Below are 13,428 nucleotides of genomic sequence, written 5' to 3'. Positions count from 1 at the left end.
CGCCGAGCGGGCAGGGTGGCTCTACGACAAGTTTGTACTGTTCATTCAGGACCTGGACGAAGTCGGCAGCCGCCTCCAACAATTGGACAAGGCCTACAGCGCGGCGCGAAACAAGCTCGTCGAGGGGCGCGGCAATCTGATCAGCCGCAGTGAACAGCTCAAACTGCTGGGTGCGCGGGCCAGCAAGAGTCTGCCACCGGATTTGCTGGAGCGGGCGATGACCGACCCGGATGGGCTGGCGCATCTGCCTGAATAATCAAGAGTGGCTTTACGAGGAAGCGAGAACTCGCGGGCGCATAGTCGGTACAAAGCCCGCGCGGATCGTATACAAATTAATCCCACGCGTTCGCATGTCCCCCTGCGTTGCGAGAACGCACCGGCATTGATCATGGTGCACTGCCAGCAGGCACACGAGCCTGTTATCCCACCTTTTCAAACGCGACGGTTATCGTCGCTCATCGCTCAGAACCCGCTGTTTTGAGGCCTTGCACTAGGGCTCGGTGAGAAATGGCACGCATTCTGCCTATAGTTTCGTATACAACCCACACATGCTCCCGTACGCAGTGTGTTCACGTGTGATGCCGGGAGCCGGTTCGTCCTGAAGGGAGAAATGCGATGACCGAGCCATTGCCGAAGGGCTACAGCCCCCGCTTGTATAACGAGGACCTGGGCCCCGTGCCGCAGAAGTGGACCTGGTACAACATTTTCGCGTTCTGGATGAGTGATGTGCACAGCGTGGGGGGCTACGTCTTCGCCGCCAGCCTGTTCGCCCTCGGGCTCGCCAGTTGGCAGGTCCTGATCGCTTTGTTAGTGGGCATCTGCATCATCCAGGTCGTCGCCAATCTGCTCGCCAGGCCTAGTCAGCAGGCGGCTGTGCCTTACCCGGTGATCTGTCGCCTCGCCTTCGGAGTGTTCGGTGCGAACATTCCAGCGGTGATCCGCGGCCTTATTGCGGTGGCGTGGTACGGGGTGCAGACCTACTTGGCGTCCAGTGCGCTGATTATCGTGGTGCTGCGCTTTTTCCCGCAGATGTCGGTCTACGCGGAATCGCAATTTGCCGGTTTGTCCTACCTCGGCTGGTTCGGCTTCCTTGCGCTCTGGGTGGTCCAGGCTGCCGTGTTCTGGACCGGCATGGACTCGATCCGGCGTTTCATCGATTGGGCTGGTCCCGTGGTCTATGCGGTGATGTTCATCCTGGCGGGCTGGATAGTCTGGAAGGCAGGCTGGGCCAACATCAGCTTCACCCTCTCCGAGAAATCGCTGACCGGCTGGGAAGCGTTTTCTCAAGTCATCATGGCCACCGCGCTGGTGGTGTCCTACTTCTCGGGTCCTACGCTCAACTTTGGCGACTTCAGCCGCTACTGCCGGAGCATGTCGGAGGTCCGTCGCGGCAACTTCTGGGGCCTGCCCATCAACTTTCTGGCGTTCTCGCTGGTGACCGTCGTCATCGTATCCGGGACATTGCCAGTCTTCGGCGAGATGCTGCATGACCCGATCGCCACCGTGGCGCGCATCGACAATAATGTCGCAGTCTTGCTCGGTGCCTTTGCGTTCGTGACCGCGACGATTGGCATTAACATTGTGGCCAACTTCGTGTCGCCGGCGTTCGACTTCGCCAACGTCGCCCCCAGCAAAATCAGCTGGCGTGCAGGCGGAATGATCGCGGCGGTTGCGTCGATCTTCATCACGCCCTGGAATCTGTTCAACAGCCCCGCCGTTATCCACTACACGCTGGATGTGCTTGCAGCGTTCATCGGGCCGTTGTTCGGCATCCTGCTGGTGGACTACTACGTGATCAAGAAACAGCAGATTGACGTCGACGCGCTGTTTAACGACGGGCCGACCGGCCGCTACTGGTACACCGGCGGGGTGAACTACACAGCGGTCAAGGCGTTGATCCTGGCGACGATGGCAGGGATCGCAATCACCTTCGTTCCGGCGTTACAGCCGATGGCCAACTTTGCATGGTTTACAGGATGTTTCCTGGGCGGCGGCCTGTTCTTTCTCTTCGCCCGGCGGCGCCAGGCCCATGAACGCGCGGTGTTGACGCCTGTTGCTGCAAGCTGACAGGGGTGCCGTTGGTCGCGTAACCTATTCGTCTGTGCGATTTGCAGTGTCACAACGTCCAGTAAAGTAAAAATTTCCTGCCGCGACACTCGGTAGCAGGCGTAAAGTGCGCGTTAGCACTATGATCTGCCTTAAGCAGTTCAGACATTGGCTGCCGAGTATTTCCCTGAAGGGGGCGTTATATGAACAGCAAATTGCAAGAATGGCTTCACAATGCAGGCGTCGCGCTCGGGCTGATCGAACCGCCAAAGCTGCAACCCGTTCCGGTGCGCACCAATGATGACGAGCGTTGTCGTCCACGCCGTTAAGCGCTTTCGCTGACGCAATAAAAAGCGGCGCTATCGCCCGATAGCCCGCTCTCGTTTCTCCCCGGACCGTCAGGTCAAATCTGCTTTGCCTCGGCGCTCCCTCTGAATCGATCGCATTTGCGGCTCAGTGATGAGTTTTGCCTCTTTTCTCGACAAGAATCAGATCAATCAGGCCTTGCAGCGTGAGTTGGCCATAAGGTGAATGCGCCGACATGGCTGAGATATCGGTTTTGATCCGGTTGGGAAGGACAATGCCGAAGTCGCTTTGCAGGATTGAAAAGAACTCTTTGAAGTCCGCTTCGTCCAGCTCCAGCGCATCGAGCAGCACGTCGTCCGCTTCCTGAATCAGGGTTTTGTCGACCAGAATCATCCCGATTGTATCGATCACATGCTGCCTGACTTCGCTACGCTTCATGGCGGGCCTCTGCTTTGATTTAAGTGGTAATCACCCCAACATCAAAATACAGAGGGTTGTGGCGCAATGCCCGATGAGCAACCACGCTGAATTCCTTCGCTGCTGCGCGCGACGCAGGCGGTCTCGGACTAAGGCTAGCCCAAGTTGGCGAGAGAGGAGCGGGAGGTTTGTGCGGTTTTTTTGTAACAACTCGCAACAGGTTAGTGGCGCTGGTTGGAGCGGGAAGAAGGCAGCTGTGACAGCGCAAATTCAAGGCTGAAGCGCATTCTCCATTGTAGGACTGGCTTCAGCCGGGAAGGCGTCAGACCATGCACCGCGTAGTCGAGGCCGAAGCGCGTTCTCCATTGTAGGACTGGCTTCAGCCGGGAAGGCGTCAGACCAGACACCGCGCAGTCGAGGCCGAAGCGCGTTCCCCATTGTGGGACCGGCTTCAGCCGGGAAGGCGTCAGACCACACACCGCACGGCCGAGGGAATGCACCGTTCTTTTCCCGGTTAACACCGGTCCCACCTAAAAAGCGAGAACCGGCTGAGTCCGTTCGTCCCCGCTGATTCAGCGGTGCGCCACGCCCGGCAGCACGCAGAGCATCTCGTACAACAAGTTGGCGCCGAGCAGCGAGGTGTTGCCGGTGGTGTCGTAGGGCGGGGAGACTTCGACGAGGTCGCAGCCAATCAGATCCAGCCCCTGACACCCACGTATGATTTCGATTGCCTGAATGGTGGTCAGGCCGCCGATCTCAGGTGTCCCGGTGCCTGGCGCCCAGGCCGGGTCGATGCCGTCGATGTCGAAGCTGAGGTACACCGGGCCGCCCCCCACTTTCTCGCGCACTTCAGCCATGAGCGGCGCCAGCGACTTGTGCCAGCACTCCTCGGCCTGAACCACCCGGAAGCCCTGCTTGCGACTCCAGTTGAAATCTTCAGCGGTATAGCCTTGGGCGCGCAGGCCGATCTGGACCACGCGATCACAGTCCAGCAAACCTTCTTCCACCGCACGGCGAAACGTGGTGCCGTGGGCGATCTTCTCGCCGAACATGTGGTCGTTGACGTCCGCATGGGCGTCGATGTGCACCAGTCCCACCTTGCCGTGCTTCTTGTGGATGGCGCGCAGGATCGGCAGCGTGATCGTGTGATCGCCGCCCAGGGTCAACGGGATGATGTTGTGCTCGAGAAAGCCGTCATACGCCTCTTCAATGATGCGAACGGCGTCCAGCAGGTTGAAGGTGTTGATCGCCACGTCACCGATGTCCGCCACTGACAGCGAATCAAACGGCGCGGCGCCGGTGGCCATGTTGTAAGGACGAATCATCACTGACTCGGCACGGATTTCCCGAGGGCCAAAGCGGGTCCCGGCGCGCAGGGAAGTGCCGATGTCCAGGGGCACGCCGATGAAGGCTGCATCCAGACCGGCCGCCGTCTGCAGGTGCGGCAGCCGCATCATGGTGGCGATGCCGGCGAAGCGCGGCATTTCGTTGCCGCCCAGTGGTTGATGGAAAATCTTGTCCACAGGAATGCCTCATCGGTGGTAATCGAAACGGTTGGAAGGTGACTTCCAGCAAGGCCCCGATTCTGTTGACCGTCGGTTGTACGAACAATCGGCCACGCGAAATACTTAGTTCAGATATTCCTGAACTATCGGTAAGCTGCGCGGCACATCAACCTTGGAAACGCCATGGCCAGCGCGCTCCCCGACCTTAAATTGCTGCGTATCTTTGCCTGTGTGGTGCGCCATCAGGGCTTCGCCAGCGCCCAGCAAGAACTCAATCTGTCCACGTCGGCGATCAGTACTTACATGAGCCAGCTGGAAGCCGCGTTGGGCATCGTGCTCTGCCATCGCGGCCGCGGCGGGTTCAGTCTGACCAGCAAGGGCGAGCTGTTCCATCAGGAAACCCTGCGCTTGCTCGGCGAGCTGGAAGGCTTCGAACTCTACGCGGCTGCGCTCAAGGGCGAACTGCGCGGCACGCTGAATCTGGGGGTGCTGGACTCCACGGTGAGCGACCGCGCGTTGCCTTTTGCGGAAGTGATCGGCGCTTACAGTGCGGAGCATCCCGCGGTGCATCTGCATCTGTCGGTGATGAGTCCGTACGAACTGCAACTGGGCGTGCTGGATAACCGGCTGGACCTGGCCATTGGCTCGTTTTCCACGCGCATGAACGGCTTGCTCTACCAGCCGCTATACCGCGAACAGCACTGGCTTTACTGCAGTAATCGCCACACGCTGTATGCCGAGCGACGCATTCCGGAACCGGTCATCACTCAGCAGCGCATGGTCGGGCGTGGCTATTGGAGCCAGGCAGAACTCGCTCGCCACGGCTTCAAGCACAGTGCGGCGACGGTCGAGAGTATGGAGGCGCAACTGATTCTGGTGCTGTCCGGTGCCTACATCGGTTACTTGCCGGAGCACTATGCGCAGTCGTGGGTAGATTCGGGGCACTTGCGGGTTCTGCTGCCTGCGACCTTCGGCTATCAGGCACCGTTTTCGATGATCCTGCGTCGCGGACGCAGCCGCGAGCCCCTGATTCAGACCTTTCGTGATCTGCTGAAAGCGCAGCTCAATCCACTGTAGGAAACCGACGATGTCCCGTGCCCGCTGCGAACGCTGTCTGCGTCCCATCGATCATTGCCTGTGTGCGCTGATTCCCGCGTTGGACAGCAGGACCCGGATACTGATCCTGCAGCACCCCAGTGAGGCCAACCATGCACTCAATACGGCGCGGCTCGCAGCGCTGGGTCTGGAGAATGCCGAGTTGCGGGTGGGTGAGGTGTTTGAGGATCTGGCGCACTGGCTGAACCGTGCAGACTACCGGGTGTGTCTGCTGTTTCCGGGAGAAGGGGCCGGTACGCTGGAGGCCCGCAATGCCGACGATAAGCCGCTCATGCTGGTGGTGCCCGATGGCACATGGCGCAAGGCGCGCAAGTTGATTCACCTCAACCCGATCCTGGCAGCCTTGCCAAGGGTCGTGCTGACGGACGCTCCGCCGTCACGCTACCGGTTGCGCAAGGCACCAGGCCCCGACGCGTTGTCGACACTGGAGGCCATCGTCCATGCGCTGCACACGCTGGAACCGGAGTCCTCGTTCGAGGCGCTGTTGCGGCCATTTGATGCGTTGATCGACGGACAGATCAGGGCGATGGGTGAGGACACCTTTCGCCGCAATCATTCGCAAGTGGTGGACGGCGATCAGCCGTTGAGCGAGGAGGGCATGCCTGGCTGATACGCACCGGCGGCCTGCATCCGGCGAATATAAGCTTCGGTTTCGCGGGCTGCGTCTTCTTTGCTCATGAACGGGCCTTCGAGGGTATTTTCTCGGGTGCTGAAGAAATACAGGCCGTTGACACGGGAAACGCGGTCGCTGCGAAATCGAACAGTGGGAGCTGGATCTTGTTCACGCTTGCTTAACATGGCCTTCTCCGGGCTTTGAGGCGGTACGCGAGTGATCTGAACAGGCGACAGGCGTCGCCAGGGCTTTAGTCACAGCATTTGAATAGTAGCGTTCTCAACGGTTCCATCAACGTGCAAGCCCGCGCTGTATTTGTCGCAGTGCAGGCCTCAATTTCAGCGCTTCCCCAGCGCTTCGGCCTGGCGAATCCACTGCTGACGCTGCTCCTCCGTGGAGGTGCGCACCGGAGAAAACTCGGTCAGGCGTGTGGTCTTGATCCCGCAGAATTCCAGGATCGTCCTGACCATCTGCCGATGCGCGGGGGCCTTGAAGACCCAGCGAAAATAGCGTGACGGCGTGTCCATTGTCACCAGCAATTCCGCCGTCCGGCCTTTGAGCAGTTCGTTGGAAGGGTGGTGCCGCCCGTGGGCCTTGAAGGCGAAGCCGGGCATGAACGCCCGGTCGAAGAATCCACTGAGCAGGCTCGGCAGCCCGCCCCACCAGACTGGATAAACGAACACCAGGTGCTGCGCCCAGTGAACCTCCCTTTGGGCTTCCAGCAGATCGTGTTCCAGCGTTTGCGCGGATTCGTAGCCACCGCGCAGCACCGGATCGAAATCCATTTCCTCAAGCTTGAGAACCCGCACGACATGACCCTGACTGCGCGCGCCCTGGGCATAAGCCTCGCCCAGCGCGTGGCCGAGGCTCATGCTTTTCGGCGTGCCGATGATCATCAAGATGCGTTTGCCATAGCCTTCGAGGGGCGTGGCGCCGCTGATTGCTTCAGCCATTGCTGCCGGCCTCGAGCATCTTTTCCGGGCGCACCCAGGCGTCGAACTCGGCGTCGGTCAGGAAGCCCAGTTGCAGGGCTGCTTCGCGCAGGGTCAGGCCTTCGCTGTAGGCTTTTTTGGCGATTTGCGCCGACTTGTCGTAGCCGATGTGCGGGTTCAGCGCGGTCACCAGCATCAGGCCGCGTTCCAGGTGTTCGGCCATTTTTTCGGCGTCGGGCTCCATGCCGGCGATGCAGTGTTCGTTGAAGTTGCGGCAGCCGTCACCGAGCAAGCGGATCGATTGCAGCAGGTTGTGGATGATCACCGGCTTGAACACGTTCAGTTGCAGGTGGCCCTGACTGGCGGCGAAGGTGATCGTGGTGTCGTTACCCATGACCTGACACGCCAGCATAGACAGCGCCTCGCACTGAGTAGGGTTGACCTTGCCCGGCATGATCGAGCTGCCGGGCTCGTTGGCCGGCAATTTGACCTCGGCCAGACCCGCACGCGGGCCGGAACCCAGCAAGCGCAAGTCGTTGGCGATCTTCATCAGAGTAACGGCGAGGGTCTTCAGCGCGCCCGACAGCGCGGTCAGCGGCTCATGCCCGGCCAGCGCGGCAAACTTGTTCGGCGCGGTGACGAAGGGCAGCCCGGACAGGGCGGCGAGTTCGGCGGCCACCGCTTCGGCGAATCCATGGGGCGAGTTCAGCCCGGTGCCGACGGCAGTGCCGCCCTGAGCCAGCTCGCACACCGCAGGCAATGCAGCGCGGATGCTTTTTTCGGCGTAGTCCAGCTGAGCGACGTAAGCCGAGAGTTCCTGGCCGAAGGTGATCGGCGTCGCGTCCATCATGTGCGTGCGGCCGGTTTTCACCAGCTTCATGTGGCGCGAAGACTGCTCTGCCAGGCCGCTGGACAATTCGGCGATTGCTGGCAGCAGCTGTTCTTTCACTGCCTGCACGGCCGCGATGTGCATGGCGGTGGGGAAGCAGTCGTTGGAGCTTTGCGAGCGGTTGACGTGGTCGTTGGGGTGGACCGGCGACTTGCCGCCGCGGCCTTGACCGGCCAGTTCGTTGGCGCGCCCGGCGATGACTTCGTTGACGTTCATGTTGCTTTGCGTGCCGCTGCCCGTTTGCCAGACCACCAGCGGAAACTGGTCGTCGAGCTTGCCGTTCAGCACTTCGTCGGCGGACTGCTCAATCAGGTTGGCGATGTCGGTGGGCAAATCGCCGTTGCGGTTGTTGACCCGGGCGGCGGCTTTTTTGATCAGTGCCAGCGCGTGCAGCACCGGCAGCGGCATGTGCTCCTGACCAATGGCGAAATTGATCAAAGAGCGTTGCGTCTGCGCGCCCCAGTAAGCGTCTTCGGGGACGTCGATCGGACCTATGCTGTCGGTTTCGGTACGGCTCACTGGACTCTCTCCTTAAGATGGGTGTGCGCAATTTAGTAACCGTGAAGCCGACGGGGTTCCCCCTGGCGGCTGCGTGGTCGGAACAGGTGCGACAGTGTGCGACAAAAGGGGCGGGGCGGTCGTGCTAAACCTTCGTATACGCGAGTGCGTCACGTCCGCGCGGTAACCGCTCGTAGGGTCGGGGGTTGAGGGGAATACGCAAAGGGGCGCAGAATGGCCGGCCTTGGGGTTCTGCCTCGCCTGCTAGATAAGGAAACTCGATGACCCGTCTTCGTGCCATTTGTGCTGCGGTTGCTCTGGTATGTGCCAGCGGCCAGGTTCTTGCCGACACCGCCAGCCATGAAGCCAGTGCTGTAGCGTTCCTCAAACTGGCCCACGCCGATCAACTGGGTGCGCCGGTTTACATGCAAGTCCAGCAGATGTTCGCGCAGCGTTTCGCTGAAACCAAAGCGCCTGCGTCCAAGCAAGCCACCCTCGAAACCTACCAGGGCAAAGCCAATGCCGCGCTGGACCAGGTGATCAGCTGGCCTAAATTGCAGCCTGACATGGTCAAGCTGTACACCTCCAACTTCAGCGAAAGCGAGCTGAAAGACCTGGTGGCCTTCTACCAGTCGCCGCTGGGCCAGAAAGTCCAGGCCAAGATGCCGCAGATCAGCCAGCAGTCGTTCCAGCTGACTCAGAGCAAACTGGAAAGCGCGGTGCCTGTGGTCAACAAGCTGCTCGCCGACATGACCAAGGAACTGACCCCGGCCGGCGCCAAGCCTGCTGCACCGGCAGCCCCTGCCAAGAAGCCATAAGCGAAGCCCGACATGAGCATGCAACAGCGAATCGAATCCGCGTTGACGGTCTTTCAGCCGGAGTACCTGCAGGTGCTCAATGAAAGCCACATGCACAGTCGTGGCACGGACACTCACTACAAAGCGGTGGTGGTCAGCGAGCAATTCGCCGGCCTCAACGCGGTCAAGCGACACCAGAAGGTCTATGGCCTTCTGGGTGGCCTGATGGGTGAGTTCCACGCGCTGGCGCTGCACACCTACACCCCGCAGGAATGGGCGAAGCTCGGCGCCGCGCCGTCGTCCCCGACCTGTGCCGGTGGGCATGACTGAGCGGTCGGTAGCAGCCGGCTTGCTGGCGAATGCGTTGTGGCGGTTGATACATTTTTCTGACACTTCGCGTGCGTCAGCGAGCCTTCTCCTACCGGCCCGGCTGTCGTGCGATGCTCTGATGCTCTGTAGATGACCCGCTTCGATCCCCACTGATCAACCATCCTGTCTGCCCGCCGGCGATTCTTGGTAGAATTCGCGCCGCGCTGCCCGGTGGGCACGTGTTCATCTGAATTATTCACCCGGTAGGCCCTTTGCGAGGGTCGCCACCTGGAGACGCCACATGACCCAAACCGCACCCATCGTCGTCGCGGCGCTGTACAAATTCGTCACCCTTTCCGATTACGTCGCATTGCGCGAGCCGCTGTTGCAGGCGATGGTCGACAACGGCATCAAGGGCACTTTGCTGATCGCCGAAGAAGGCATCAACGGCACGGTCTCCGGCAGCCGCGAGGGCATTGACGGCTTGATGGCCTGGCTGAAAAACGATCCGCGCATGGTCGACATCGATCATAAGGAATCGTACTGCGACGAGCAGCCGTTCTACCGCACCAAGGTCAAACTCAAGAAAGAGATCGTGACCCTTGGCGTGGCGGGCGTTGACCCGAACAAGGCCGTCGGCACTTACGTCGACCCCAAGGACTGGAACGCGCTGATCGACGACCCTGAAGTGCTGTTGATCGACACACGCAACGATTACGAAGTCTCGATCGGCACCTTCGAGGGCGCCATCGACCCAAAGACCACGTCGTTCCGTGAGTTTCCGGACTACATCAAAGCCCATTTCGACCCGGCGAAACACAAGAAGGTCGCGATGTTCTGCACCGGCGGCATTCGCTGTGAAAAAGCCTCCAGCTACATGCTGGGCGAAGGGTTCGAGGAGGTTTACCACCTCAAGGGCGGCATTCTCAAATACCTGGAAGAAGTGCCCGAGGAAGAGACCCGCTGGCAGGGCGACTGCTTCGTTTTCGACAACCGCGTCACCGTGCGTCACGACCTGACCGAAGGCGACTACGATCAATGTCATGCCTGCCGCACCCCGATCAGCGCAGAAGACCGTGCCAGCGAGCACTATTCGCCGGGCGTCAGTTGCCCGCACTGCTGGGATTCGCTGAGCGAGAAGACCCGACGCAGCGCCATCGACCGGCAGAAACAGATCGAACTGGCGAAGGCGCGCAATCAGCCTCACCCGATCGGTCGCAATTACCGTGCCCTTGATGGCCAGGCCACTGAAACCCAAGCCGCTGAAACCAAAGCCACTGAAACCGTAAGCGACGAGGCCTGAGCCATGTCCACCCGCCTGCTGTACGTGATGGACCCGATGTGTTCGTGGTGCTGGGGGTTTGCCCCGGTGGCCGAAGCATTGGTCGAGCAGGCGGGAGCAGCGGGCGTGCCGTTGCACTTGGTGGTGGGCGGATTGCGCACCGGCAGTGGCGCTGCGCTGGAGCCCACGACCAGGCGCTACATTCTGGAACACTGGCAAGCGGTGCACGACACCACGGGCCAGACCTTCCGGTTTGACGGCGCCTTGCCCGACGGCTTCGTCTACGACACCGCACCTGCGTGCCGCGCCATCGTCGCGGCACGTAGTCTGGCGCCGGACGTCGCCTGGCGGCTGGTCAAAGAAATTCAACAGGCGTTTTACCTCCACGGTCGCGACGTCACACACGGCTCGGTGCTGGCCGAGCTGGCGGAAAAAGCCGGGTTGCCCCGCATTGAGTTCGCCGAAGCGTTCGACAGTGTCGAGCAGCACGCCGCCACCGCGTCGGACTTCTCTTGGGTCCAAGACTTGGGCATTGCCGGGTTTCCGACCCTGCTTGCCGAGCGGGACGGCCAACTGGCGCTGCTGACCAACGGCTACCAATCCCTCGATGTGCTTGCCCCTTTGCTCGGGCGCTGGCTGGAGCGTAACGCCAGTGCCTGACCTCGAACACCGCCCAATCGGCGCATCGCCTGATGAACGTCCTATCGTTGATCGCCTGAACTGGGCGCAGATCCGCCGCCTTGCCCTGCAGCACAAAAAGGCGCTCTGGGTGGCCAATGGTGTGGCTGTGCTGGCGGTGCTGTGCTCGGTGCCGATCCCGCTGCTGTTGCCCCTGCTGGTCGATGAAGTGCTGCTGGGCAAAGGCAACTCGGCGCTGCTCTTCATGAATCAGTTCCTGCCCGACAGCCTGCACAAACCCGTCGGCTACATCGCTCTGATGCTGGCGGCGACGCTGTGCCTGCGCCTGGGCGCGTTGGTGTTCAACGTGATCCAGGCGCGGTTGTTCGCCGGGCTGGCCAAAGACATCGTCTATCGCATCCGCACGCGGCTGATCGAGCGGCTCAAGCGCATCTCCCTGAGTGAATACGAAAGCCTGGGCAGCGGCACGGTCACGGCGCATCTGGTGACCGACCTCGACACCGTCGACAAATTTGTCGGCGAGACGCTGAGCAAGTTTCTCGTCGCGATACTCACCCTGACCGGCACTGCCGCCATTCTGATGTGGATGCACTGGCAACTGGCGCTGCTGATCCTGCTGTTCAATCCGTTGGTGGTGTTCGCCACGGTGAAGCTCGGCAAGCGCGTCAAGCACCTCAAGAAGCTGGAGAACGACAGCACCTCGCGCTTCACCCAGGCGCTCACTGAGACCCTTGATGCGATTCAGGAGATCCGCGCCAGCAACCGACAGGGCTACTTCCTGGGGTTGCTCGGATTGCGTGCCCGGGAAGTGCGCGATTACGCGGTGTCATCGCAATGGAAGAGCGACGCGTCGGGCCGGGCCAGCGGGTTGCTGTTTCAGTTTGGGATCGACATCTTTCGCGCTGCCGCCATGCTCACGGTGCTGTTCTCCGACCTGTCCATCGGTCACATGCTCGCGGTGTTCAGCTACCTGTGGTTCATGATCGGTCCGGTCGAGCAACTGCTCAATCTGCAGTACGCCTACTACGCGGCGGGCGGCGCGCTGACCCGGATCAACGAGCTGCTGGCCCGTGCGGATGAGCCCCGGTACCCGGTGCAGGTCAATCCCTTCATGGGTCGGCAGACCGTGAGCATCGATGTGCGCGGTTTGAGTTTTGGCTACAACGATGAGCGGGTCCTTGATCAGCTGGATCTGTCCATCGAACCGGGCGAAAAAGTCGCCATCGTGGGCGCCAGCGGCGGCGGCAAAAGCACGCTGGTTCAGCTGCTGCTCGGGCTTTACACCCCCCAGTCCGGTGTCATTCGGTTCGGCGGCTCAACCGTGCAGGATATCGGTCTGGACACGGTGCGCGAAAACGTCGCCGTGGTGTTGCAACACCCGGCGCTGTTCAACGACACCGTCCGCGCCAATCTGCTGATGGGGCGCGAGCAGGACGACGCGGCCTGTTGGCAGGCGCTGGAAATCGCGCAAATGGATGCCACGATCCGCGCGCTGCCGCTGGGGCTGGACAGCGTCGTCGGGCGCTCGGGGGTTCGGCTGTCCGGTGGCCAGCGGCAGCGGCTTGCCATCGCACGCATGGTGCTGGCTGATCCCAAAGTGGTGATCCTCGACGAGGCCACGTCTGCACTGGACGCTGCCACCGAGTACAACCTGCATCAGGCGCTGAACCGTTTTCTCCACGGACGCACGACGCTGATCATCGCCCACCGACTGTCGGCGGTGAAACAGGCGGATCGGGTGCTGGTGTTCGATGGCGGGCGCATTGCCGAGGACGGCGATCACCAGCAGTTGATTGCAGACGGTGGCCTGTACGCTAGGCTCTACGGACACCTGCAACAGGTGTGACACAGCGGGTCGGGATTTAATGACGCCTTTATGAAATGGCGTATCGCCACTGGAATACGTCAATTCTTGGGCTATGCTTTGGTTCGGCGTTCGCTGGAAGTGTGAAAACCGTCATATTTACGTCTTTACCTTCAAATGGCTGGTTACGTCTTGTAAAAGATGTGAGAGATTGTCTGCTGCATCGTGGAAATTAGCGAAGTCCCTCAGGCTCCAGGAAGGTTGCCTGGCGAGGG

At 60.9% G+C, this 13,428-nt stretch carries 15 protein-coding genes; 10 read left to right on the top strand and 5 right to left on the bottom strand.

From position 1 onward, the window contains the following. From rmuC to VF672_RS16230, 3 genes are all read left to right on the top strand, one after another. Positions 1-256, top strand: a 256-nt coding sequence (gene rmuC / locus VF672_RS16240) for a DNA recombination protein RmuC (RefSeq protein ID WP_331105585.1), incomplete at its 5' end; no start/stop codon positions are given. 359 nt (positions 257-615) lie between these two features. Then, the gene (locus tag VF672_RS16235) at positions 616-2,067 is read left to right on the top strand and encodes an NCS1 family nucleobase:cation symporter-1 (protein ID WP_331105584.1); all 1,452 of its coding nucleotides are present in this window, start codon (positions 616-618) and stop codon (positions 2,065-2,067) included. 182 nt (positions 2,068-2,249) lie between these two features. Next, positions 2,250-2,375, top strand: coding sequence for a PA1414 family protein (locus VF672_RS16230; RefSeq protein WP_331105583.1), 126 nt, complete (start codon positions 2,250-2,252; stop codon positions 2,373-2,375). A gap of 124 nt (positions 2,376-2,499) precedes the next feature. On the opposite strand, the gene VF672_RS16225 is transcribed toward VF672_RS16230, so the two are convergent. Next, complete coding sequence (locus VF672_RS16225) at positions 2,500-2,790, bottom strand: hypothetical protein (RefSeq protein ID WP_331105582.1); 291 nt, start codon at positions 2,788-2,790, stop codon at positions 2,500-2,502. Between the two features lie 551 nt (positions 2,791-3,341). Next, complete coding sequence (gene speB / locus VF672_RS16220; RefSeq protein ID WP_331105581.1) at positions 3,342-4,292, bottom strand: agmatinase; 951 nt, start codon at positions 4,290-4,292, stop codon at positions 3,342-3,344. A 165-nt stretch (positions 4,293-4,457) separates the two neighbouring features. Between speB and VF672_RS16215 the strand changes: the two genes are divergently transcribed. Together VF672_RS16215 and VF672_RS16210 are read left to right on the top strand one after the other, a co-directional pair. After that, positions 4,458-5,351 (top strand): LysR family transcriptional regulator, encoded by an 894-nt coding sequence (locus VF672_RS16215; RefSeq protein WP_331105580.1) that lies wholly within the window; start codon positions 4,458-4,460, stop codon positions 5,349-5,351. 10 nt (positions 5,352-5,361) lie between these two features. Further along, complete coding sequence (locus tag VF672_RS16210; RefSeq protein WP_331105579.1) at positions 5,362-6,000, top strand: tRNA-uridine aminocarboxypropyltransferase; 639 nt, start codon at positions 5,362-5,364, stop codon at positions 5,998-6,000. Here the strand turns inward: VF672_RS16210 and VF672_RS16205 are convergent. The 3 genes from VF672_RS16205 to VF672_RS16195 all read right to left on the bottom strand — a co-directional run bounded on the left by VF672_RS16205 (position 5,967) and on the right by VF672_RS16195 (position 8,343). Beyond that, positions 5,967-6,188 carry a DUF6316 family protein gene (locus VF672_RS16205; RefSeq protein WP_331105578.1) on the bottom strand — a complete coding sequence of 74 codons (222 nt, stop codon included), beginning with the start codon at positions 6,186-6,188 and terminating at the stop codon, positions 5,967-5,969. The genes VF672_RS16210 and VF672_RS16205 overlap by 34 nt on opposite strands. Before the next feature lie 153 nt (positions 6,189-6,341). Continuing rightward, positions 6,342-6,956 carry an NAD(P)H-dependent oxidoreductase gene (locus tag VF672_RS16200; protein ID WP_331105577.1) on the bottom strand — a complete coding sequence of 205 codons (615 nt, stop codon included), beginning with the start codon at positions 6,954-6,956 and terminating at the stop codon, positions 6,342-6,344. Beyond that, entirely contained in the window at positions 6,949-8,343 is a 1,395-nt protein-coding gene (locus VF672_RS16195; protein ID WP_331105576.1) for a class II fumarate hydratase, read from the bottom strand. The genes VF672_RS16200 and VF672_RS16195 overlap by 8 nt, the downstream gene beginning before the upstream one ends. A 260-nt stretch (positions 8,344-8,603) precedes the next feature. Here VF672_RS16195 and VF672_RS16190 point away from each other — a divergent pair, with 260 nt between their 5' ends. From VF672_RS16190 to VF672_RS16170, 5 genes are all read left to right on the top strand, one after another. Continuing rightward, positions 8,604-9,140 (top strand): DUF2059 domain-containing protein, encoded by a 537-nt coding sequence (locus VF672_RS16190; protein ID WP_122535666.1) that lies wholly within the window; start codon positions 8,604-8,606, stop codon positions 9,138-9,140. A gap of 12 nt (positions 9,141-9,152) precedes the next feature. Further along, on the top strand, positions 9,153-9,449 hold the full coding sequence (locus tag VF672_RS16185) for a BolA family protein (protein ID WP_331105575.1): 297 nt from the start codon (positions 9,153-9,155) through the stop codon (positions 9,447-9,449). Between the two features lie 280 nt (positions 9,450-9,729). Further along, a complete protein-coding gene (locus VF672_RS16180) occupies positions 9,730-10,731 on the top strand; it encodes a rhodanese-related sulfurtransferase (protein ID WP_331105574.1) in 1,002 nt (333 codons plus the stop codon). A gap of 36 nt (positions 10,732-10,767) precedes the next feature. After that, positions 10,768-11,370 (top strand): DsbA family protein, encoded by a 603-nt coding sequence (locus VF672_RS16175; protein ID WP_331105588.1) that lies wholly within the window; start codon positions 10,768-10,770, stop codon positions 11,368-11,370. After that, positions 11,318-13,195, top strand: coding sequence for an ABC transporter ATP-binding protein (locus VF672_RS16170; RefSeq protein WP_414705620.1), 1,878 nt, complete (start codon positions 11,318-11,320; stop codon positions 13,193-13,195). Before VF672_RS16175 ends, VF672_RS16170 begins: the two co-directional genes overlap by 53 nt. The last annotated feature ends 233 nt before the right edge of the window (positions 13,196-13,428 follow it).

The organism is Pseudomonas sp., assembly GCF_036387035.1.
GTDB lineage: Bacteria > Pseudomonadota > Gammaproteobacteria > Pseudomonadales > Pseudomonadaceae > Aquipseudomonas.
This window is presented reverse-complemented; position numbering and strand designations above follow the sequence as displayed.

What these genes read in the sequence shown, in the direction of transcription:
- VF672_RS16235 (WP_331105584.1), top strand. Translation starts at nt 616, where the DNA reads ATGACCGAGCCATTGCCGAAGGGCTACAGCCCCCGCTTGTATAACGAG.
- VF672_RS16230 (WP_331105583.1), top strand. Translation starts at nt 2,250, where the DNA reads ATGAACAGCAAATTGCAAGAATGGCTTCACAATGCAGGCGTCGCGCTC.
- VF672_RS16225 (WP_331105582.1), bottom strand. Translation starts at nt 2,790, where the DNA reads ATGAAGCGTAGCGAAGTCAGGCAGCATGTGATCGATACAATCGGGATG.
- VF672_RS16215 (WP_331105580.1), top strand. Translation starts at nt 4,458, where the DNA reads ATGGCCAGCGCGCTCCCCGACCTTAAATTGCTGCGTATCTTTGCCTGT.
- VF672_RS16210 (WP_331105579.1), top strand. Translation starts at nt 5,362, where the DNA reads ATGTCCCGTGCCCGCTGCGAACGCTGTCTGCGTCCCATCGATCATTGC.
- VF672_RS16205 (WP_331105578.1), bottom strand. Translation starts at nt 6,188, where the DNA reads ATGTTAAGCAAGCGTGAACAAGATCCAGCTCCCACTGTTCGATTTCGC.
- VF672_RS16200 (WP_331105577.1), bottom strand. Translation starts at nt 6,956, where the DNA reads ATGGCTGAAGCAATCAGCGGCGCCACGCCCCTCGAAGGCTATGGCAAA.
- VF672_RS16190 (WP_122535666.1), top strand. Translation starts at nt 8,604, where the DNA reads ATGACCCGTCTTCGTGCCATTTGTGCTGCGGTTGCTCTGGTATGTGCC.
- VF672_RS16185 (WP_331105575.1), top strand. Translation starts at nt 9,153, where the DNA reads ATGAGCATGCAACAGCGAATCGAATCCGCGTTGACGGTCTTTCAGCCG.
- VF672_RS16180 (WP_331105574.1), top strand. Translation starts at nt 9,730, where the DNA reads ATGACCCAAACCGCACCCATCGTCGTCGCGGCGCTGTACAAATTCGTC.
- VF672_RS16175 (WP_331105588.1), top strand. Translation starts at nt 10,768, where the DNA reads ATGTGTTCGTGGTGCTGGGGGTTTGCCCCGGTGGCCGAAGCATTGGTC.
- VF672_RS16170 (WP_414705620.1), top strand. Translation starts at nt 11,318, where the DNA reads ATGTGCTTGCCCCTTTGCTCGGGCGCTGGCTGGAGCGTAACGCCAGTG.